Origin of the sequence: Flavihumibacter petaseus NBRC 106054 (assembly GCF_000974785.1) — a bacterium.
GTDB classification, from domain to species: Bacteria; Bacteroidota; Bacteroidia; order Chitinophagales; family Chitinophagaceae; genus Flavihumibacter; species Flavihumibacter petaseus.
Genome location: NZ_BBWV01000001.1, coordinates 415,611 through 436,919, shown reverse-complemented (window position 1 = coordinate 436,919; position 21,309 = coordinate 415,611). Strand labels below are relative to the sequence as shown.

Below are 21,309 nucleotides of genomic sequence, written 5' to 3'. Positions count from 1 at the left end.
ACCTATGAAGTGTTGGATATTTTTCTGGTTTGGTTTCAGTGTGTTGCTTTTGGCTGGTTCCTGCAGGAAGCCCTATGAACCGGAGGTGCTGCAGCGTGATTACCGTTTTCTTGTGGTGAACGGCGTGGTGAATGTCGCATCAGGCGGACAGACTCATATTAACCTGTCTCGAACCAAAGGATTACAGGATACGGTGATCATTGTACCCGAACCGGGTGCTCAGGTCAGTATTGAGACGGACAACGGACAGATTTATTCAGTACCCTCAGTTAATGACCTGGGTGATTACCAGAGTGCCCCGCTGTATCTTTCTCCCAACGGCAGGTACAGGTTAAATATAGAAACATCTGATGGGCGGGTTTACCGCAGTGCATTTGTTGAACCGCTGATTACGCCACCGATCGACAGTGTTACCTGGAAGCAACCCGGAGATCTGACCATCTATGTCAATTCGCATGACCCCACCGGTAATGCAAGATTCTTCCGATGGGACTATGTGGAGACATGGGAGTATCATGCACAGCTGGAGACACCCTGGACTGTTATTGGCGATAAGGTGTACATTGCCGACAATTCGAATCAGGGCAACTATTGCTGGACGGGGCAGTTTTCAAGTATGATCATCCTGGGAAATTCGGCTGCTTTAAGTGAGGCAGTTATCAGCGAGCAGCCCCTGCTGACCATTCCTAACCCCGATGTAAGACTGAACTGGAAATACAGTATACTGGTGAACCAGTATGCCTTGACAACGGAAGCATACCATTACTGGCAGATCGTTGAAAAAAACTCACAGGAACTGGGAACATTGTTCGACCAGTTGCCTTCCAACCTCAACGGTAATCTGGAAAGTCTCACTGACGCCAATGAACCGGTACTGGGTTATATCAGTGCGACTGCCGTGGAATCAAAACGAATTCTGATCGACAGGCGTGAGCTGAATGACTGGTCGCAGGTGCTACCGGCTGACGAGTGCAATAAACTGGCGATCGACTATAATCCCCTGGCCTATCCCCAATGGGACTACACGGATCCTACAGTTACACTATGGTATTTCATGACCGGTGGTGGCGCATGGGTTGCCAAAAAAAGTTGCCTTGATTGCCGGCTTCAGGGCGGCACCAACCAAAAACCGTCGTACTGGTGAAAAATCCATTAATACTAATTGCCTGCCTGATGGCTGCGGGAAGTGTTGTTGCTCAAACTTCCGAGAGTCAGTTGCGGGAAAAATTCGCCCGTTACCAGCAAACCAGATACCAGGAGAAAGTTTTCCTGCACACAGACAGAAACAGCTACCTCAGCGGAGAAACAGTATGGTTCAGCGTTTATAACGTTGATGGTTACCTGAACAGGTTGTCAGCCGTCAGCAGGTACCTGTATGTCGAATTGCTGGGAGCGGATCAGAAGCCGGCCTTGCAGCAGATTGTTTCACTGGAGCAGGGCCGGGGTGAAGGTACACTCGACTTGCCGGGGGATCTTCCGGATGGTGTTTACCAATTGAGGGCATATACATCGTGGATGAAAAACTTTTCACCGGAAGGTTATTATTCACGGCAACTGATAATTGAGAATGCTTTTCTGCCTGCAGCAAAGGCAAGTTCCGGTAAATCAAAAAAAAGGAATATCCAGTTTTTCCCCGAGTCTGGTCACCTGCTTGATGGGATTGCCAACCAGGTGGCGTTCAAAGTGATCAACGGATATGGAGAAGGGGAGGATGTCAGGGGAGTACTGATCAGGGGTGACAGAGATACCATTGCGGCTATTCAGACAACCTGGAAAGGGATGGGAAAATTCCAGCTGGATGCAAAATCCGGAGAATATTACCATGCCGTGTTCAGTTTTCCTGACACCACCATCCGGGTGTCGTTGCCCCGGGTAGAACAAGCCGGCTATGCACTGGTGGCACGTGATAGTGGTGGCGAACAAATTATATTACGCGTACAATCCGCACCGGTTACCGGGAAAAGTGAAAGATTGCACCTGCTGGTTCATACCCGCCAGCTGGTAAAAGCGGTGTATAATTTAGACTATCCGGCAGGAACATCCATTACGATCGATAAGTCATTGTTGGGAGAAGGCATCAGCCATGCAATTTTGTTCGATAGCAAGTTGCAACCCGTTGGGGAAAGATTATTATGGAAGCAGCCGGCCGTGCGTGCGCCTGAGCTGCAGACCGACAGTATGTATTATCAGCGCAGGTCGGGAGTGACACTTCAGTTGGGGCAGATTCCCGAAGAAAATTCTGTGGCGGTCTATCTTGTTGGAGAACAACTTCTTGAAGGAGGCAACACGATAGCAGAATATTTGCTGGCATCTTCAGAACTGAACGGGCCCGTTGAGTTTCCTGATCCAGCCTGGCAGCCTGCTGATCCGCGCTATTCAGGAGCGCTTGACCTGGTGTTGTCGACTAATGGATGGTCAAGGTTCAATCCGGAAGAATTTACGGGTGGTACTGCGCCGTTGTTACAGTATTTACCGGAGCGGGAGGGGCTACTGATTCACGGTCAGGTAACTGACAGTAAAACGGGCCGGCCGGCCGCGGGCGCGGAGGCGTTTCTATCGGTACCGGGTACTGACTTCCGCCTGTCTGAAGCAGTGGCTGATACAGCGGGTAAACTGGTGTTTAACCTTGAACAGTTCTATGGGAACAAAGAGTTGGTTACCCAGGCTATCGATCAAAGTGGATCAGCATACCGGGTCGATCTTCAGCCTTCGTTCTCTGATCACTTTGCAGGTTATTTTGTCCTGCATCACGTAGCGGCCCGGCCGCTGCTTCAACTTGAAGAAAGCAGCAGGAATTTTCAGCTTGACCGCGCTTTTGAGGTCGAAAAAAAGAGCCGGGTAAAGGATTCGGTTACCAACCGCATTTCGTTTTATGGACATCCGGATAAGGTCTACCCTTTGGATGATTATACGCGCTTCCCCACTACTGAAGAAGTGTTGCATGAATTTATTCCTGAGATCCGCGTAAGAAAAACAGGGGATACCTATAGTTTCCGTGTGAGAAACCAGATGTTGAATGACTATTTTCTGAACGAACCATTGTTGCTGGTGGATGGCGTGCCCGTTAAACATGCGGCGAGCCTGATGCAACTGGATCCTTTGCGGGTAAAATCGATAGAGATCGTAATGCAAAAATTGTTTGCCGGTAAATTGGTTCGCGAAGGGGTAGTGAGTTTCAAAACCTATGCCGGTGATCTTGCAGGATATAAACTGCCAGCTACAGATGCAGTAGTGAATTTCCAGGGATTACAACAAAGAAGAATTTTTTACTCGCCGCAATATGAAGGGCAGGCCAGGTTCAGCAGGATCCCTGACAGAAGGGAACTTTTGTATTGGGAACCAAGACTGAAAGGGGCAGCCCCCGGAAGGAATACATTGAGATTCTTTACTTCTGATGTAACGGGTAAATATAGAGTCGTATTGCAGGGGCTGGATCATAACGGTCAGCCGTATTATGCGGAGACCTTTTTTGAGGTAAAATAACCGTTGGATGTAAGTTAGGAAATTCAATGAAACCCGCTACCACGGCGGGTTTTAATTTTTCGTTGACACTTTTGGGCTAAGCAAAACAGGCAAAATCTGTGTTGTGGCGCAAAAAAACCCGTATTACATTTGTTTCAGCTTCTGAGTTTAACACACACAACAGTACTTCAACATCCCGTTGAACCCACTCAGCAAGCCGGTTGCCCACTCCATATACAGCTTGCCCGATTGCCTCCTGAAAGATTTTTGTTAACAATATTTTAAACACAAAAATGAAAATTATGAAAACCGCAAACACTTCAATTAAACGCATCGCCGCTTTCGGTGCACTGGTACTGGCGTTGGTATTTACTGCAGGTACTGCAAATGCTAATGGTGAAAAAGTAAAGGATGCCAACCGTATTCCTGTTGACGTTCGCTATGTAGGCAGCATCAACCAGCAACCCGTTCTGGAAGTTGCCTATGACAATCCTGCCGGTGAAGCAATGAACATCACGCTCCGTGACCTCGATGGTAACGTACTGTACACTGGTTCATTCACAGACAAGAAAATTGCAAAGCGTTTCCAGTTTGATAACCAGGGTTCTGATGATATCAAAATCAAACTGACTGTTAGCCAGGGTAAAAAGAGCCAGACTGAAATTTTCCAGATCAACCGCAACAGCCAGGTGATCGAACAGGTAGTTGTTGCCAAGCTCTAAGGCTGCCGAAGTATTATAAAAGGTAAATATTTACGCATGTACCAGCTGCGGGGCTGGTGCATGCGTTTTTTATTTAATTTCCAGCCATGTGGAAATTGACCCTGTCCTTGTTTCTTACTGGAACCCTGCTTACTGCCCGCTCGGCTGAAACGCCCGATACGGCGTTGCTTTCCCTGAATAAAACCATTCAATCCGTACCTGTTTTCGATGCTGCCAAAGAGGAATCGATCCGTTTGCTCCGCCTGCAATACCTGAAACAGCCATCTGAAGATATCACCGGCCGCTACCATGCGGCCCTGCAATTGTTTGAGGCCTATAAAGTATTTCATTACGATTCGGCGTTCCATTATGCAAAGCAATTGTCATCGCTTGCCGTGGAATTGAATGACCCGCCGCGCCTGGCAGAAGCGAGGATTAAAATGGCATTTACGCTGTTGTCTTCCGGATTATTTAAGGAAACCCTTGATTCATTGGGTGATATCCGGACAGCTGCATTGCCGGACAGTACCCGTGCTGATTACTATGCGCTCATGGGGCGTTATTATTACGACCTGGCTGATTTTGATAATGATGCCTATCATTCTCCTTTGTACAATCAGAAAGCAAATGGATTTATCGATTCGGCATTGTTGTATTACCCGAAGGAGGGTTTTTCCTATAATTATTTCCGTGGCCTGAAGGAGATTCGTTCAGGGAAGAAGGATAGTGCGCTGACGGATTTCAGGAGGTTGCTGGAGGGAGGAAATCTTACAGACCACCAGGTGGCAATAGTGGCATCTACCCTCAGCGATATTTATATCCAGAATAATCAGACCGATACGGCGATTCAGCTACTGATTCAGGCTGCCATGGCAGACATCCGGTCTTCTACCAAGGAGACTGCTGCAATCTTTAACCTGTCACAGCTTCTTTACCGGAAGGGTGATGTGAAAAGTGCGTCCGATTATATTGAACAGGCGATTGCCGATGCGACCTTTTATGGTGCGCGGCAGCGTAAGGTGCAGGTCAGTGCCATTCTGCCCCTGATCGAAGGTGAGAAGCTGAAAAGGGTGGAAGCGGAGAAGAAGGCAGTGGTCACCTACGCTGTCATCACGACACTGCTGCTATTACTGGTGCTTGCCCTGGCCTTTATTATTTTCCGTCAGATTGCCCGGCTCAAGGCAGCCAAACTTATCATCAGCGAAGCTCACAGCAAGGAGCAGGCGATTAACCACGAACTGCAGGTTATCAATGAGAAGTTGAGCGAAGCAAATTCGATCAAAGAGGCCTATATCGGTTACTTTTTTAATGTGAATGCGGCTTTTTTTGCCAAGATCGAAAGGTTCAAGAAGGTGATCGAACTGAAGATCAATGAGCGGAAAATGGATGAGATCCGATTTCACATCAACAATATCAACGTCCGCGAGGAGAAGAACGAGTTGCTGAAAAATTTTGATAAAGTATTCCTGAAATTGTTCCCGGGATTTGTGGAGCAGTTCAATGCCCTTTTTAAGGAAGAGGACCGGGTCATTCTGAAAGATGGCGAGCTGCTTAATAACGACCTGAGGATCTTTGCCCTGATCCGGATGGGCATTCACGACAACGATAAGATCGCGGATATACTGGAGTATTCCGGGAACACGGTTAAGGCCTATAAGTCCAAAATCAAGAACAAGTCCATTCTCCCGAATGAAGCCTTTGAGCAGGCAATCATGCAGATAAAAGCGTTTTAGCCGCCACATCATCAGTATATAGTAAAATTTTTAATGTGACGTTTAGTGATTGATAATCAGGAAGTTGATTTTGTATATACAGTTAAACAAGCGATAATCAGGTATATTTTCCCGATAGAAATTGGTGCAGCCTTAGCAATCCGCTTCATTTGTAAAGGCTCTTTCAACAATATTTTCTGCTGCGGCGGACGTGTGGCTACAGGGTCGGACCGGCGCTACCGTCTGGCGACCATCATCTGATTTTGCAGCTGAAATAAGGTTCATACCTTATTTTAGTCCCATGAAGAAGTTAATCCTGAAAAGCCTCTTCGCGGGAGGCACGTTCCTGCTGTCAGCAGTATTGCCCGCCGGGCTTTTTGCACAATTGCGGCTGCCTGCCATAGTTGGTTCAGGAATGGTGTTGCAGCAGCAGGATTCCACCACTTTATGGGGTTGGGCCGGCCCGGGGGAAAAAGTATTTGTAACGACCAGCTGGAATAACCGGACAGACTCCGCTCTTGTCAATAATATGGCATCCTGGAAGGTCAGGATTGCCACACCCGCAGCTGGTGGCCCCTATACCATAACCATTCGAAGCAATAATACCATAACCCTTACCGATGTCTATATCGGGGAGGTGTGGGTCTGTTCCGGGCAGTCCAACATGGAATGGAGCTGGTACAACGGCGCCAGGGACCTGGACGAGGACCTGAAAGCGCCGGTCAATCCCATGATCCGTTTTTTTCACATTCCCAAGAAGGCCACGTCATATCCACAGGACGATGTAGTGGCTAAATGGACAACCTGCGATTCCATTTCCCTCAAGTCATTTAGTGCGGTCGGATATTTTTTCGGCAAAAAGCTGCAACAGGAACTGAACGTGCCTATCGGACTTATCAATTCGTCCTGGGGTGGAACTCCGGCTGAAACATGGACGCCGGAGGCGAAAGTGCAACGTGACCCGGAACTCAAAGCTGCCGCGGCAAAGCTTCAGACCTACGCCTGGTGGCCCACTGTTACCGGGCAGACCTATAATGGAATGATCGCCCCGATCCTGCCCTACAGTATAGCAGGTACAATCTGGTATCAGGGTGAAGCCAATACCGGCACTGCAGCTACCTATCAGAACCTGTTCACAACCATGATCGCCGCGTGGCGGGAGGCATGGCGGAAGGAGTTTCCCTTTTATTTTGTACAGATTGCGCCGTTCGAATATGGCAATAACTATAATGGTGCGTTGTTGCAGGAACAGCAGACAAAGAGCAGTACTTATCCGAAAACGGGTATGGTGGTGGTAACTGACCTCATAGACTCGGTGAGCAATATTCATCCTTCCCGAAAGAAGCCTGTTGGCGAGCGATTAGCCAACTGGGCGCTGGCGGATACCTACCAGAAAACCGGTATTGTTTACAGAAGTCCCGAACTGGTATCAGCAATCCGGGATAAGGACAAGATGATCCTGCGATTCTCGCATGCGGAGAACGGACTGGTAGTGCATGGAGAGGAGCCGACCGGATTTTTCCTGAGTGATGAGCAGGAGAAATGGTATCCTGCCAAAGCAAAAGTTGAGAAGGATGTTATTACCGTATGGGCACCTGGACTGGCGAACGCTTATCATGTTCGTTATGGATTCAGCAACACGATCATCGGGAATGTATCAAGCCAGGAAGGGTTGCCTGTTGTGCCTTTCCGTACAGATGACTGGCTGGCAGAAAAACCTAACCCTTAACTATAATTCTCATGCATACTGTTTACCGCAAAATCATTTTGGCTGTATTGTTTCTGTTCAGCATTGCTGTTGTAGCAGCGCAGCATTCAGGAAAAGAATTGTTGTTGTTGCGCGTTTATCATTTTCAGGAAGACAGGCAGGAAAAATTGCTTGATCAATATCTTCAGGATCAGTTGCTCCCCATGCTGCATCGTCAATCGGTCAAAACTGTTGGTGCTTTCAAAGCTATCGCCAATGATACGGCGGCAGACAAGAAGATCTTTGTGTTGATGCCGCTGAAGGATGCCCGCCACTTTCAGCAGCTGTCCCTTAAGGCATTTCGGGATACTACCAATTATTCATCTGTACCCTTTACCCGTGTTGAGACAATATTACTCGAGGCTTTTGATCTTGCACCGAAGCTGTCAACGCCAGCAGGCTTATCACAGAACAGGTCGGAACATATTTATGAACTGCGGAGTTATGAATCGGCATCTGACATGGCTTTCCGCAACAAGGTAAAGATGTTTAATGAAGGCGGCGAGATTGCGTTGTTCGCCAGGCTAGGATTCAATGCCGTTTTTTATGGATCGGTGATCGCCGGCAGCCACATGCCAAACCTGATGTATATGACCAGTTTTAATTCAATACAGGATCGTGAGGCACACTGGAAGACTTTTGGTGGAGATGCGGAGTGGAAAACACTGTCTTCCCTTCCGGAGTACCAGAATAATGTGTCTCATATGGACATCTACCTGCTGAAAGCAACAACCTATTCCGATTTTTAATCGCCTTTTAGTGTGCCCGGATGAAATTGTCTCCAGGAATGCCAGAACTCCTGGTAGGCGGGAATATTTTCCAGGTGCCTTCCTTTTAAAGGGCCGTCGACAGCCCAACCCCCGCTGTTCCAGGTGCTTGATGTCTGCACATCGCGCAGGGAGTCGTTCTGCACCCGGAAAGCAAGTGTCAGTGTATCCAGTTTGCGGTTAAAAACATGGAAACTGCTGCTGTCTTTTTCCACCCAAAGCAACCAGGATTTTCCTGATGCACTGTCTTCGATCAGTTGTTTACTGAGCAGCTGGTTCCAGTCATATGCTTTGGCATAGGTACCATCCTGAATGCCGATGACCCATGATTTATCTTTCCAGGATAAAGAATCTCTCCTGGTAAGATCACTGTTGCCGGAGCCCTTGTCATACTTGTCCATTTTCTCGTAGATTTCCCGGAATGTGCTGTCCTGCTGCAGAATAAGGCTTTGCGGATAAAGCTGTAACCATTTTTCAAGGCTCATCTGCCGGCTGGGTATTTCGGTGAGCTGTTTTCCTTTCAGCGGACCCACAACGGCATTGCCATTCACCTGCTGCCACCAGGACCTGGTTGTTTCGTCTTCGAACATGGCATTGAAATGATCCATGCCTACCAGCCGGAAATTTTCAGGCTTGCCATTCACTTCGGGGCTGTAGACCCTTCCCGTACGGCATACGGTACAATAGGTGACCATCACTGGTTTTCCATTGATACTGTCACGTACCTGGTGGTGATAACCGATCAGCTGGATCGGATAAGCTTTTGCTTCGTTCCCGTCAATGATACCAATGATCAGTTTGCCGGCTGGTATTTTGTTGCCGGAAACGGGCACCATATCTACCTGGTTTGGTTGATAGAACATCCTGTCTGCACTCATCTGGAAATGGACCATATAGTAAATGGCACCGTAAAGGAGCAGTGTGACGGACACGGCTATTTTCGGCCAGCGTCTTGAGGATCGGAAAACCGGCAGTGCGGTAAAGAAAATGACTACGAGCAGAAGGGTTCTGATCCATGCGAGGTTATTGTGCAGCCAGTAAGCGAACGGCAGCGTGTTTTGTTTCTGACTTCCGGGTAATGGCATGATAAAATAAACCGATGCCAGTTCAGACACAAAAAGCAGGATCAGGGAAAAGACCAGCAGAAAGCGTTTCATGGTTATCTGATTAAGGCTAATTTTGGTCATGCATTTTAAACTATTTCCCGCAGAGACATATAAAAAAAGACGAGAAGTCCTCCGTTCAGGAATCTCCGGTGGCCCGATTTTGTTAATGGGCAATGAGGAGAGCGGTATGAATTACCGCGATAATACCTATCCCTTCCGTCAGGACAGTACTTTTCTCTATTATTTTGGATTGGATGTTGCCGGACTGGCGGCTGTAATAGATCCGGAATCGGGTGCAGAGATACTTTTTGGCAATGAGCTGACTATGGATCAGATTATCTGGACCGGACCCCTCCCTTCGCTGCGTGAAATGGCTGCCGCGGCAGGCATCACTACCGTTGAACCATTTGATGCGCTGCCTGGCTGGCTGAAGAAAGCGGGGGCACTGCATACTGTTCATTACCTTCCGCCTTATCGCGAGCTGAACCAGATGCGGCTGGCTGAATGGTTCGGGATTCCCGTGGCGCAGGTGCCTGATAAAGTATCTGTTCCCCTGATCGAAGCCGTGGTGCGGCAACGGGCCATTAAGGAAGCGATTGAGGCAACAGCCATCGAAGAAGCGGTTTCTATCAGTGTGGATATGCATCATGCCGCCATGAAGCATGTGAAACCCGGAATGAAGGAGCATGAGCTGGCTGCTAAAGTGCTGGAGGTAGCGCATGCTGCCGGGGGACGGTTGTCATACAATGTGATCTGTACCATTGAGGGACAGGTGTTGCACAATCATTATTATGGTAATACGATACGCAACGGCGACCTGGTATTGCTGGATGCCGGCGCAGAACAGGTGATGCATTATGCCGGTGATCTTACCAGGACTTTTCCGGCAGGAGGGAAATTTACCAATCAGCAAAGGGAAGTTTATGATGTTGTGCTGAACTCCCTGGAGCGTGCAGCCGGACAATTGCATCCGGGAAAGCGGTTCATTGACATTCATGCGCTGGCATGTGAAGCATTGCTGCAGGGATTGAAGGAAATCGGTCTGTTTATGGGTGATCCCGCAGAAGGCGTGCAGGAAGGAGCACACACATTATTCTTCCAGTGCGGACTGGGGCATATGATGGGCCTGGATGTACACGATATGGAAGACCTCGGTGAACAATATGTCGGGTATTCGCCTCAACTGGCGAAACGCAAGGATTTCGGATGGAAATACCTTCGTTTGGGCCGGGAACTGGAAGCCGGATATGTACTCACTGTTGAGCCTGGTATTTATATTATTCCTGAATTGATCGATCGATGGAAAGCGGAAAATAAACTGGCAGGCATGATCAACTATCCATTGCTGGAAAAATATCGTCATTTTACGGGCATCAGGATAGAAAACAATTACCTGATAACCGCAACAGGCTCCCGGCTATTCGGAAAGCCGCTGGCTACCACGGCAGCTGAAGTAGAAGCCATGGTGCAGACCCGCTACTAAAAAATGAAGATGCTGGTCTCCATGCCATCGTACAGGCCACCAGGTTCATGGTAACGACAAGATGATAACAGAGGGGTCAGAAAGCTTTTCGCTACCAGGCGTTGAGGAGTGCTGAGCAGAATGGTTTTACCCTGCCGGATGAATTGCTGAAACAACAATAGCAGTTCCGGAAACTGTTCCGGATCATAATTGATATCGCTTAACAGGATACATTCTGCGGAGATTGGATCTGGCAGGCTGTTCCAGTCCAGCATTTCTATGGAAACATTGGAGAAATCGTTGTGACGGGCGGTTTGCTCCAGTACCGGGATACAAGAGGAATTGTTGTCACTGATGACTACGGATGCTGCTCTGAACGCTGCGGTGAATCCGGGAAGGCCCAGGCCGGCGCCCAGTTCCAGCACATTTTTTTTGGCTATCCATTCCGGTTGTCGTTGCAGGAAGGCTGACAGCGCCAGGGCAGCGGGCCAGATTTTTGTCCAGTAGGGGAAGGGGTTGGTACTGCCACGGCGTACCACTTCGGGATCGGGAACATAAATACCAACAGTTTGTTGATATAGCTGGAATTCGTGGAGCAAAAGCGGATATACTGACATATGGACAGCATTAAAGCATTTAACCGGTTTACAGACGGTCTGACAACTGATGGCAATATTATGCCGGTATTGTTTATCGGTCATGGATCTCCCATGAATGGTATTGAACAAAATGATTTTACGGCGGGTTGGGCAGGTACAGCGGCATCGATACAAACACCAACTGCAGTGCTGGTGGTATCTGCCCATTGGCTGACCCGTGGCACACATGTCACTGCAATGGAGCAACCCCGTACGATCCACGATTTTGGCGGCTTTCCCGAAGAACTGTTTAAGGTGCAATATCCTGCTCCGGGAGACCCGGTTTTAGCGAAGTCCACGGCCGATCTGGTAAAGTCCACACAGGTGGGCCTTGATCACGACTGGGGATTGGATCACGGTACCTGGACGGTGGTGCGGCACATGTATCCTGATGCCAATGTTCCCGTATTGCAGCTCAGTATCGACTACGGGCGGGATGCTGCTTACCATTATGCGCTGGCTGCTGAACTGCGAAAGTTGCGTGAAAGAGGGGTGTTGATCATCGGCAGCGGTAATATGGTTCATAATCTGCGAATGGTCGCGTGGGATAAACTCGGTGAACCATCCTATGGATATGACTGGGCGCTGGAGATGAATGAAAAATTCAAGCTGGCGATCTCGGACGGCAATCATGATGAGCTGATCCATTACAGCCGGATGGGAAAACCTGCATCGCTGGCAATTCCGACCCCGGATCATTATTATCCGCTCATTTATATGTTAGGTCTGCAGGGGAATGGTGAACCCGTCGCATTTTTTAATGACCGGGCAGTGGGCGGATCACTTACGATGACCTCTGTAAGATTCGGGTAGTATTTCATAGATTTATGACATGCAAACCATATTTGAAAAAGATCCCGGTGCCCTGACCTCCACTCACCGTCCGATTTCCTATTATGCACTTCGCGTTTCCCTTATTGCCGCTTTGGGCGGATTCCTATTCGGATTTGAAACGGCCGTGATATCCGGTGCTGAGAAAACGATCCAGCAATTGTGGTCGCTCAGTTCGGGATGGCAGGGTTTCACTGTTGCCTCCAGCCTTATCGGCACTGTACTTGGTTCGCTGGTTGCCGGCGCTCCTGCCCAGCGGTACGGCAGAAAAAAGGTGCTGATGTTTATTGCGCTGCTGTATGTGGTCAGCGCCATAGGTTGTGCGAGTACGCGCGTATGGGCGTTATTTGTTTTGTTCCGTTTCGTCGGGGGGCTTGCTGTCGGGGCGTCTTCCGTTGTAGGGCCAATGTATATTTCAGAAATCGCACCCGCCCATATGAGGGGCCGGCTTGCAGGTTCCTTCCAGCTTAATATTGTATTCGGGATCTTTATTGCCTTCCTTACCAATTTCCTGTTCAAGGGCCTGGGCGACGATTCCTGGCGTTGGATGCTTGGCATTATGCTGGTGCCTGCAGCGATATTCGCCATCCTGGTAAGAACAATCCCGGAGAGTCCCCGGTGGCTGGTTCTGAACAATCGTGATGATGAAGCGCGCCGCATTTTTGAGCGGACGGGCGATACGGAGGCACTGACTCATATCCGTGAAGAGCATGCCCTTGCCCGGAATGGTATCAACGAAAGGCTGTTCCAGCGGAAGTTCATCAAACCGATCCTGTTTGCAGTATTGCTGGCTATGTTTAACCAGCTTGCGGGCATCAATGCGATCCTGTATTACGCACCCAGAATTTTTGAAATGGCAGGATATGGACATGACCAGGCTTACCTGCAGCCCGTATTTATCGGGTTGGCGAATTTGCTTTTTACGCTGCTGGCCATGAGTTTTATTGACCGGTTCGGCAGAAAAACTTTACTGATTATCGGTTCACTCGGTATGATCCTCTTCCTGGGGCTGACTGCATGGGCTTTCAAAGGTGAGCTTTCCGGTAACGGTGCCGTGGTTTGGTACCTGGTCGGGTTCATTGCATTTTTCGCGTTCTCCCAGGGCGCAGTGATCTGGGTGTTCATTTCTGAAATCTTCCCAAATTCAGTGAGATCACAGGGAGGTTCCCTGGGTAGCTTTACCCACTGGATCATGGCTGCCATAATCAGCTGGACTTTTCCGGTGATTGTGGAAAGCAGTCCCAGCGGCGGTTATTACAGTTTTCTTTTCTATACCGTAATGATGGTACTGCATCTGCTGTTTGTCTGGAAGTTTCTTCCGGAAACAAAAGGGAAAAGTCTTGAGCAGATCCAGCGGGATCTTGGCATTGAAAAATAATAAAACGCGTTATTTATGCAAGCACCGATTTGGGGAATTGACCTCGGCGGAACCAAGATTGAGGGGGTGATCCTTCCGGACCTGGATAATCCTCAACCGATTATACGGACCCGGGTTGATACGGAAGGGGTAAAGGGGTATCATCACATTGTCGGGCAGATCGCCAAACTGGTAGAGCAGATGAAGGAGCAAAGCGGCCTTCAGCCCGGCGCTATCGGGATAGGTACGCCGGGGGTGCTGGATCCCAGGCTGCATACGATGAAGAACTGTAACAGCACTGCACTGAATGGTCAGCCTTTGCAGGCGGATGTGGAGAAGGCCCTGGGTATACCGGTGGTGCTGGCCAATGATGCCAATTGTTTTGCGCTTGCGGAAACGCACTGGGGCGTGGTGAAGCAACAACATCCGCAGGCGCGTATGGTGTTCGGCATTATTATGGGAACAGGTGTGGGTGGCGGACTGGTTATTAACGGCAGGGTTTGGAATGGCCTGCATGGAATAGCCGGGGAATGGGGGCATATATTTCTGGATGAGTCAGGCGGGGCCTGCTATTGCGGGAAGTCAGGCTGCGTTGAAACCATATTGAGCGGTCCGGCGTTGCAGCGTTATTACCAGCAGGCGGGTGGTGAACCACTGAATCTGAAACAGATCATGGCCAGAACGGCGGAAGGAGAAAAGCCTGCAGTCGAAATGCTGGACAGGCTCCATTATTTTTTCGGAAAGGGCCTTGCCATGATCACCAATATGCTTGATCCGGATGTGATCGTAATTGGTGGTGGAGTAGGCAATATAGATAGTCTTTATTCAAAAGGACTCCAGTCGCTGGAGCATTTCATCTTCAATAACCGGCTGGATGTACCTGTGCTGAAACCTGTTCTGGGTGACAGTGCCGGTGTGTTCGGCGCTGCGGCACTGGTTGCCGGAGATCAGGTGACAGGTCTGCATGGGTAGTTATGTTGTATACTGGTTATGTTTCCTGGTAGTGTTGTATACCTACCTTGGGTATGCCATGATAATTACGCTGATCCGGCTGGTCCGCAGGCGCGGGATTTCTGTGTCTGAAAGTTTGGGTAAGCCTGTTTCCGTTACTGTTATCATTCCCGCATTTAATGAAGCAGCTGTTTTAGGTACAAAAATCCGGAACACGCTGGAGCAGTCCTGGTCGGGAGGACAATTGCAGATCTGGGTGCTTACTGACGGCTCAGATGATGGGAGTGAGCAGATTGTGGCTGCTTTCCCGCAGGTTCACGGATTTCATGATCCGGTCAGGCGGGGAAAGGCGGCTGCGCTGAACCGCGCAATGGAAATGGTCAGTTCAGACTGGGTGGTAATCACCGATGCGAATACCCATCTTGTGGCGGGGAGCCTCGAGCGGCTGGCAACCCATTTTGACGATCGCAGAAACGGGGCTGTTTCGGGAGAAAAAGCCGTGCTGGAAGAAGGGGAGGGTTTGTACTGGAGATACGAATCCTATCTTAAACGGCAGGATGCTGAAGTCCTCACCCTGGTTGGTGCTGCCGGAGAGTTGCTGGCATTCCGGAAAGACTTGTACATCCCGCTGGAGCCGGATACCGTGCTGGATGATTTTGTGCTTTCGTTGCGGATCTGCCTGCAGGGATACCGTGTAGGGTATGAACCTGGGGCTAAAGCCGTGGAAGCTGGTTCAGCCAGTATCCGGGAAGAGGAAAAGCGGAAAATCCGGATAGCCGCAGGGGGGGTACAGGCGATGATCCGGCTCCGGGAGTTGCTGAAATTCTGGAAACACCCCTTACTGAGCTTTATGTACGTTTCCCACCGTGTCCTGCGGTGGACGCTGGCACCTGTTTGCCTGGTTTTATTCTTCTTCCTTAACGCCAGCCTGGTCATTTCAGGCGCGGGTGAGCCTTACCGGTTCATTTACCTGTTGCAACTTGTATTTTACGGACTGGCCCTGATCGGCTGGATAGGGGTCCGGACTAATACGAAATGGCCATTCGTATATATCCCATACTACTTTTCGTTCATGAACCTTTCGGTGATCCGGGGGTGGCTGTACTACGCGATGGGAAAATCCGACAGCAGGTGGGTAAAATCCGACCGGCTAACCATGCCCGTTAAATAATATTCATATGTCCGGGTGTCCGGGTAAATCCACGCTGGTAATAATAAATTTATCCCGATTCATTTCCGGAAATGGAAATATATATTACTTTTATCCCACAATACCTGATCGAAATCCTCTGAACCAGGCCTGATAGCTTTCTTCCACAAATCCTAAGAACTCCAGTGTTATTACGATGTTCGGATAGTAATATCCGGTGGATTACTTTCTAGATACCTTTTGAAGACCTAACCGTTCCAATGGCATGCCTATTGAAAAATTGAGTTTAATACAACTTAATTATTCAGGGATGAAAAAAAAGATACTCGTGATTACTGAAAGCAAGGCCATCAGGTTTTTATTGCAAACAGTCCTTCATGATCATTATGTAACCACTACTGCTGCAGAAGGCGGTGAGGCGGTTCACTATATATCTCAGGCATCCTTACCCGATGCTATCGTGATAGACCCGGAATTACCCGACACAGAACCCTGGGAACTGGTGGAATATTTCAAGACCAGCGGATTGTATCAACACATACCCATGGTGGTAATTTCTTCTCAGCCTGAGGAAACAGTTTTAAGGCAGTCCCGTCTTTTAGGCGTGGAAGCCAGCTTCCAGAAACCTTTCAATCCAATTGATCTTAAGCAAAGACTTGACGCCCTGGTTAAAGCACCGCCCCTTTCTTCCTTAAACAGGTTGAAGGTGGTATAGTTTTTTTAACACCTTGTCGCAAATCTTACCTGAATGGAATCAATTGTACCGCTAACTGCCGCTCCACAAACGGCGCCAACTTACAGAAGATACTCAGTTTACCGCGAGCAGGACAAAGCTCCTGTAGCGCGTATACTGTCACGTGAGTTTTTCTATATCGGAAAAAACACCCGCAGCATCGACTACCTCGTGAACCTGTTCGATGGAGGCTATGCGGCGGAGAATACTGTAAAAGCCCTCAACATCCTGAAAAGGATAGAGCAACAACAGAAATCGTATCCCCAGGTTTTTATCATCGATAGTGAAATGTCACTTCCGGCTGTAGCCGAACTGGTCAATTATCTCCGTGCGGATGTGCGATTCCGGGGTATTCCTGTGATCATGGACAAGTCAACATCCAGCAATGATTGTCCGGATCCGGCGATGCTGATGCGGATTTTTGATGATGTGATTGATGCCCGGAAGGCTGATAATAAACTGGTACAACGGATCCAGTTCCTGGAAAAGGTAAAACAAAGAAGCCTTAAAAAGTCACAGGAGAAGCTCGATATTCTGGCGGCACTCCGCAAAAATGCAACGCTGAATTCTGGCCGTCGCCTTTTTGATATCTTTTTTGCATCTGTGGCCATTCTGGTAACGCTGCCATTAATGCTGCTGATAGCTGCAGCCATCAAACTCGAAAGCAACGGACCGGTACTTTATATTTCCAAGCGGGCCGGAAGGGGTTACCGGGTTTTTAATTTTCTTAAGTTCCGCACCATGCGTTGCGGCGCCGAGAAGCAGGTAGAACAGCTGAAGCATCTGAATACATTCGGTGAAGAGAAGGAGAAAGTGTTTTTTAAAGTCACTAATGATCCCCGTACCACCAGGATCGGGAAGATGTTGCGGAATACCAGCCTGGATGAGTTACCCCAGTTTTTCAATGTACTGCTTGGCGACATGTCGCTTGTTGGCAATCGTCCTTTACCGCTTTACGAAGCTTCAATGCTTACAACAGATGAATTTTCGATCCGCTTTATGGCTCCTGCAGGAATTACCGGACTTTGGCAGATTCACAAAAAGAACCGGCACTGCATGACCACTGAAGAGCGTATCAGACTGGATATTACCTATTCCCAAAAACAGAATTTCCTGTATGACCTTTGGATTATTGCGCAAACGCCCCCGGCTTTGATCCAGAAGGAAAATGCATGACGAATTAATGTTATTTAAGTTGTGGTAAAAGCCGGCCAGTGCCGGCTTTTCGTTTAGGGTAATTGGTGATACCTTGAAATTTACCTATTTTCCCAAACCGTGCTGACCGTTATCTATTTTATCGGCCTGATAGTATTTATTTACCTGTTCTGCAGTATAACCTACCTATTGGTAGTATCTATTGCCGGTATGATGTATAAGGAAGTACCTCCTCCCGAAACTGCCAGACTCGCCAAATTTGCCGTTTTGATTCCCTGTTTCCGCGATGATCAGATCATTGTACATTCTGCAGTGGAAGCACTGAAGCACAATTATCCGGCAGAGCTGTTTGATCTGATTGTGATTGCCGATTCATTGCAGTCGGCCACAGTGCAAGAACTCAGGAACCTGGGCGTCCGGGTGATTGAAGTGCAGGCGAGAATGAAATCAAAAAGCATCCATGCCGCATTGCAGCGCCTGTCAGAGGACCAGTATGACATGGTGATGATACTGGATGCGGACAATATCATGAAGGATGACTGCCTGAAACTGGTGAATCAATACTACCAGGCGGGGCACCATGCTTTGCAGTGTCACCGGACGGCTAAGAATCTGCAAACGAATGTAGCCCAGCTGGATGCCATCAGCGAGGAGATCAATAATCATCTTTTCAGGCTGGGACAACAGGCGCTGGGGTTTTCTGCAGCGCCGTCGGGATCGGGGATGGCATTTGAAACAAAATTGCTGAAGTCCATCTTTACCTATAGGCCGATTCTTGAGAATCCCGGAGAAGACCGGGAAATTGATATGCAATTGCTGAAGCGGGGTATCAGGATGCATTTCATTCCGGATGCCTGGGTACTGGATGAAAAAGTATCGAGTCATGAAGTATTTGAAAAACAGCGGGTCCGCTGGATGGAGGCGCAATGGTATCATGTGCGGCGGTTTCTGGAACCGGATATGAAAGGCATTCCCAAAAACCGGCAGTATGTTAACAAACTCGTTCAGAATCTCCTGTTGCCCAGGTCGCTGTACCTGGTCGTTTTCCTGGCTATTGTTTTACTGGTATCCGTGCATTATCTGACCGGCTGGTCATTGTTCTTTCCCTTACCTGGCTGGTGGCTGAGCCTGCTGTTGTTTTTTATGCTCACCCTGGCAATCGCTATTCCCTCGCGGTTTTATTCTTACCAGACCGTCGCGGCATTATTAAGCCTGCCCATGCTGATGATCAGCATGATGAAGGCGCTATTCCGGGTAAAAAAGGGCCGCAAGGAGTTCATACATACCCCCAAAACATTTACAGGCGTCAAACCCCCTCCCAAATAAAGTACGCCCTTAAATTTGTGCGAAATTGTTTCCATTCATTTTGACGCTACTATACTATCCAGCCCGATTGAGTACCTGAAAGGAATGGGCCCTCTCCGAGCCGACCTGCTCAAAAAAGAGCTTTCTGTTTTCACCTACAAAGATTTACTGGACCATTTTCCTCTCAGACACATTGACAAAACAAGGGTGGATCCCATCAGGGTGGCAACAAGTGCCAATGATTATGTGCAGACTGCCGGTGTACTGGTTCAATTGCAGGTATTGGGTGAGGGCAGGAGCAAGCGGTTAATCGGAACCCTTCGTGATGATACGGGTGAGCTGGATCTGATCTGGTTCCAGGCCATTCACTGGATCCAGAAGAACCTGGAAACGGGACAGTCTTACCTGGTCTTTGGAAAAATGGGACAGTTTAACGGGCGGGCGCAAATCAGCCACCCTGAGATAGAGTTGTATTCGCGCGAAAAGGCGGGTGGTCGTTCTACACTGGAACCTATCTATCCCAGCACCGAAAAGCTGAAAGCGAAATCCCTCGGCGGCAGGCAGCTGGCAAAATTTACGGGCCAGCTACTCCAGGCGCTGCAGCCGGCAGATCTGCCCGAGAACCTCCCTGAAAAACTCGTGGCCACTTTTGGTTTTCCCAGCAGGTTTGAAGCATATCGGCAGATTCATTTTCCGGCTAACGAAGCAGCCTGGCGCCAGGCCGTTGAACGCCTGAAATTTGAAGAACTTTTCCTTGCACAGCTCCGGTTAAGCCTGATCAGGCTGGAAAGGCACCGGTATTCAAAAGGAGTTGTCTTCGGACAGGTAGGAAATTTGTTCCATGAATTCTATGAGCAGCATCTTCCGTTTGCACTTACCGGCGCTCAGAAAAGGGTACTTAAGGAAATCCGGGCAGATATGGGCCAGGGGAGGCAGATGAACCGGTTGTTACAAGGGGATGTAGGAAGCGGTAAAACCATGGTGGCTCTACTGACTATGTTACTGGCAGCCGACAACGGATTTCAGAGCCTGCTTATGGCGCCAACCGAAATCCTGGCTGCGCAACACTATTCCGGTATTTCTGAGCTGGTAAAAAAGATGCCGTTGAAAATTGCTTTGCTGACGGGTTCAACGCGGGCTGCAGAACGTAAAATGATCCTGGCCGGGCTTGCAGATGGTTCAATACATTGGGTAATCGGAACGCATGCCTTGCTGGAGGACAAAGTGGTTTTTTACCAACTTGGGCTGGCTATTGTGGATGAACAGCATCGTTTCGGCGTTGCACAACGTGCGAGGCTCTGGAAAAAAGCTGTAGTTCCGCCACATATTCTGGTGATGACCGCTACACCAATCCCCCGGACACTTGCGATGACGGCATATGGCGATCTCGATTATAGCATAATTGATGAATTACCACCAGGCCGGCAACCCATCAGCACGGTTCACCGTTATGAACATGCGAGGGCCAGTGTGATGGATTTTGTGCGCGCAGAAATAGCCAAAGGACGGCAGGCCTATTTCATATTCCCGCTGATAGAAGAGTCAGACAAACTTGACCTGGAAAATCTTATGCGCGGCTATGAGAATATCAAAGCCTTTTTTCCTGAACCGAGATTCTGGATCAGTGTTGTTCATGGAAGACAAGCCGCAGATGTGAAAGAAACCAATATGCAACGGTTTGTCCAAAATGACACTCACATCATGGTGGCAACAACAGTAATTGAAGTGGGGGTAAACGTACCAAATGCAAGTGTAATGGTAATAGAAAGCGCAGAAAAGTTCGGGCTTTCACAGCTGCATCAGCTTCGTGGAAGGGTGGGAAGAGGGGCGGAGAAAAGTTTTTGCATATTATTAACAGGTATGCAGGTCAACAATGACGCGCGTGAGCGGTTGAAGACAATGTGTGCTACGAATGACGGATTTCTTATTGCAGAGAAAGATCTTGAGTTGCGTGGACCGGGTGATATCGAAGGCACGCGGCAAAGCGGGGAACTGAATTTCAGGCTGGCGGACCTTGTATCTGACAGGCAATTGCTGGAACAGGCGAAAAGGATGGCAGGTGCACTGGTGGAATCCGACCCTGAATTAAGGGATCCCGCGCATACGGCGTTAAGGGCTTTTTTACAATCGCAGAAAGGGAAACTTGCCTGGAGTAAAATTTCGTAGATATTAAAGTGGTTTTAATCGAGACCCCGGCTGGCGGTATTCATTTATTTGATGTAAATTCAATAG

At 48.8% G+C, this 21,309-nt stretch carries 17 protein-coding genes; 15 read left to right on the top strand and 2 right to left on the bottom strand.

The genetic code is table 11. The features are described from left to right. The first annotated feature begins 4 nt into the window (after window positions 1–4). The 6 genes from FPE01S_RS01845 to FPE01S_RS01810 all read left to right on the top strand — a co-directional run bounded on the left by FPE01S_RS01845 (window position 5) and on the right by FPE01S_RS01810 (window position 8,371). Window positions 5–1,144 carry a DUF4249 domain-containing protein gene (locus FPE01S_RS01845; RefSeq protein ID WP_046367229.1) on the top strand — a complete coding sequence of 380 codons (1,140 nt, stop codon included), beginning with the start codon at window positions 5–7 and terminating at the stop codon, window positions 1,142–1,144. After that, a complete protein-coding gene (locus FPE01S_RS01840) occupies window positions 1,141–3,483 on the top strand; it encodes a hypothetical protein (protein WP_157473858.1) in 2,343 nt (780 codons plus the stop codon). Before FPE01S_RS01845 ends, FPE01S_RS01840 begins: the two co-directional genes overlap by 4 nt. 281 nt (window positions 3,484–3,764) lie before the next feature. Beyond that, complete coding sequence (locus FPE01S_RS01830; protein ID WP_157473857.1) at window positions 3,765–4,184, top strand: hypothetical protein; 420 nt, start codon at window positions 3,765–3,767, stop codon at window positions 4,182–4,184. Between the two features lie 86 nt (window positions 4,185–4,270). Next, window positions 4,271–5,896, top strand: a complete 1,626-nt coding sequence (gene susR / locus FPE01S_RS01825; RefSeq protein WP_046367225.1) for a SusR family glycan utilization regulator — start codon at window positions 4,271–4,273, stop codon at window positions 5,894–5,896. Window positions 5,897–6,176: 280 nt separating this feature from the next. Beyond that, complete coding sequence (locus FPE01S_RS01815; protein ID WP_046367223.1) at window positions 6,177–7,604, top strand: sialate O-acetylesterase; 1,428 nt, start codon at window positions 6,177–6,179, stop codon at window positions 7,602–7,604. An 11-nt stretch (window positions 7,605–7,615) separates the two neighbouring features. Further along, window positions 7,616–8,371 (top strand): NIPSNAP family protein, encoded by a 756-nt coding sequence (locus FPE01S_RS01810; RefSeq protein ID WP_046367222.1) that lies wholly within the window; start codon window positions 7,616–7,618, stop codon window positions 8,369–8,371. On the opposite strand, the gene FPE01S_RS01805 is transcribed toward FPE01S_RS01810, so the two are convergent. After that, the gene (locus tag FPE01S_RS01805) at window positions 8,368–9,546 is read right to left on the bottom strand and encodes a DUF3179 domain-containing (seleno)protein (protein ID WP_046368548.1); all 1,179 of its coding nucleotides are present in this window, start codon (window positions 9,544–9,546) and stop codon (window positions 8,368–8,370) included. The two genes, FPE01S_RS01810 and FPE01S_RS01805, sit on opposite strands and share 4 nt — an antisense overlap. 28 nt (window positions 9,547–9,574) lie before the next feature. On the opposite strand from FPE01S_RS01805, the gene FPE01S_RS01800 reads away from it, so the two are divergent. Further along, a complete protein-coding gene (locus FPE01S_RS01800; RefSeq protein WP_046367221.1) occupies window positions 9,575–10,978 on the top strand; it encodes an aminopeptidase P family protein in 1,404 nt (467 codons plus the stop codon). On the opposite strand, the gene FPE01S_RS01795 is transcribed toward FPE01S_RS01800, so the two are convergent. Next, window positions 10,975–11,574, bottom strand: a complete 600-nt coding sequence (locus tag FPE01S_RS01795; RefSeq protein WP_052955439.1) for a class I SAM-dependent methyltransferase — start codon at window positions 11,572–11,574, stop codon at window positions 10,975–10,977. The two genes, FPE01S_RS01800 and FPE01S_RS01795, sit on opposite strands and share 4 nt — an antisense overlap. Between FPE01S_RS01795 and ygiD the strand changes: the two genes are divergently transcribed. The 8 genes from ygiD to recG all read left to right on the top strand — a co-directional run bounded on the left by ygiD (window position 11,575) and on the right by recG (window position 21,243). After that, complete coding sequence (gene ygiD / locus FPE01S_RS01790; protein WP_046367220.1) at window positions 11,575–12,408, top strand: 4,5-DOPA-extradiol-dioxygenase; 834 nt, start codon at window positions 11,575–11,577, stop codon at window positions 12,406–12,408. Between the two features lie 19 nt (window positions 12,409–12,427). Beyond that, the gene (locus tag FPE01S_RS01785) at window positions 12,428–13,804 is read left to right on the top strand and encodes a sugar porter family MFS transporter (protein WP_046367219.1); all 1,377 of its coding nucleotides are present in this window, start codon (window positions 12,428–12,430) and stop codon (window positions 13,802–13,804) included. Window positions 13,805–13,819: 15 nt separating this feature from the next. Next, window positions 13,820–14,755 carry an ROK family protein gene (locus tag FPE01S_RS01780; RefSeq protein ID WP_046367218.1) on the top strand — a complete coding sequence of 312 codons (936 nt, stop codon included), beginning with the start codon at window positions 13,820–13,822 and terminating at the stop codon, window positions 14,753–14,755. Beyond that, a complete protein-coding gene (locus FPE01S_RS01775; protein ID WP_046367217.1) occupies window positions 14,748–15,905 on the top strand; it encodes a glycosyltransferase family 2 protein in 1,158 nt (385 codons plus the stop codon). The genes FPE01S_RS01780 and FPE01S_RS01775 overlap by 8 nt, the downstream gene beginning before the upstream one ends. Window positions 15,906–16,194: 289 nt before the next feature. After that, entirely contained in the window at window positions 16,195–16,599 is a 405-nt protein-coding gene (locus tag FPE01S_RS01770; RefSeq protein ID WP_046367216.1) for a response regulator, read from the top strand. Window positions 16,600–16,632: 33 nt separating this feature from the next. Beyond that, window positions 16,633–17,793 (top strand): sugar transferase, encoded by a 1,161-nt coding sequence (locus tag FPE01S_RS24545; protein WP_052955438.1) that lies wholly within the window; start codon window positions 16,633–16,635, stop codon window positions 17,791–17,793. Window positions 17,794–17,892: 99 nt separating this feature from the next. Next, the gene (locus tag FPE01S_RS01760; protein ID WP_052955437.1) at window positions 17,893–19,098 is read left to right on the top strand and encodes a glycosyltransferase family 2 protein; all 1,206 of its coding nucleotides are present in this window, start codon (window positions 17,893–17,895) and stop codon (window positions 19,096–19,098) included. Window positions 19,099–19,113: 15 nt separating this feature from the next. Continuing rightward, window positions 19,114–21,243, top strand: coding sequence for an ATP-dependent DNA helicase RecG (recG, locus tag FPE01S_RS01755; RefSeq protein WP_072053937.1), 2,130 nt, complete (start codon window positions 19,114–19,116; stop codon window positions 21,241–21,243). The last annotated feature ends 66 nt before the right edge of the window (window positions 21,244–21,309 follow it).

What these genes read in the sequence shown, in the direction of transcription:
- FPE01S_RS01845 (WP_046367229.1), top strand. Translation starts at nt 5, where the DNA reads ATGAAGTGTTGGATATTTTTCTGGTTTGGTTTCAGTGTGTTGCTTTTG.
- FPE01S_RS01830 (WP_157473857.1), top strand. Translation starts at nt 3,765, where the DNA reads ATGAAAACCGCAAACACTTCAATTAAACGCATCGCCGCTTTCGGTGCA.
- susR (WP_046367225.1), top strand. Translation starts at nt 4,271, where the DNA reads ATGTGGAAATTGACCCTGTCCTTGTTTCTTACTGGAACCCTGCTTACT.
- FPE01S_RS01815 (WP_046367223.1), top strand. Translation starts at nt 6,177, where the DNA reads ATGAAGAAGTTAATCCTGAAAAGCCTCTTCGCGGGAGGCACGTTCCTG.
- FPE01S_RS01810 (WP_046367222.1), top strand. Translation starts at nt 7,616, where the DNA reads ATGCATACTGTTTACCGCAAAATCATTTTGGCTGTATTGTTTCTGTTC.
- FPE01S_RS01805 (WP_046368548.1), bottom strand. Translation starts at nt 9,546, where the DNA reads ATGAAACGCTTTCTGCTGGTCTTTTCCCTGATCCTGCTTTTTGTGTCT.
- FPE01S_RS01800 (WP_046367221.1), top strand. Translation starts at nt 9,575, where the DNA reads ATGCATTTTAAACTATTTCCCGCAGAGACATATAAAAAAAGACGAGAA.
- FPE01S_RS01795 (WP_052955439.1), bottom strand. Translation starts at nt 11,574, where the DNA reads ATGTCAGTATATCCGCTTTTGCTCCACGAATTCCAGCTATATCAACAA.
- ygiD (WP_046367220.1), top strand. Translation starts at nt 11,575, where the DNA reads ATGGACAGCATTAAAGCATTTAACCGGTTTACAGACGGTCTGACAACT.
- FPE01S_RS01785 (WP_046367219.1), top strand. Translation starts at nt 12,428, where the DNA reads ATGCAAACCATATTTGAAAAAGATCCCGGTGCCCTGACCTCCACTCAC.
- FPE01S_RS01780 (WP_046367218.1), top strand. Translation starts at nt 13,820, where the DNA reads ATGCAAGCACCGATTTGGGGAATTGACCTCGGCGGAACCAAGATTGAG.
- FPE01S_RS01775 (WP_046367217.1), top strand. Translation starts at nt 14,748, where the DNA reads ATGGGTAGTTATGTTGTATACTGGTTATGTTTCCTGGTAGTGTTGTAT.
- FPE01S_RS01770 (WP_046367216.1), top strand. Translation starts at nt 16,195, where the DNA reads ATGAAAAAAAAGATACTCGTGATTACTGAAAGCAAGGCCATCAGGTTT.
- FPE01S_RS24545 (WP_052955438.1), top strand. Translation starts at nt 16,633, where the DNA reads ATGGAATCAATTGTACCGCTAACTGCCGCTCCACAAACGGCGCCAACT.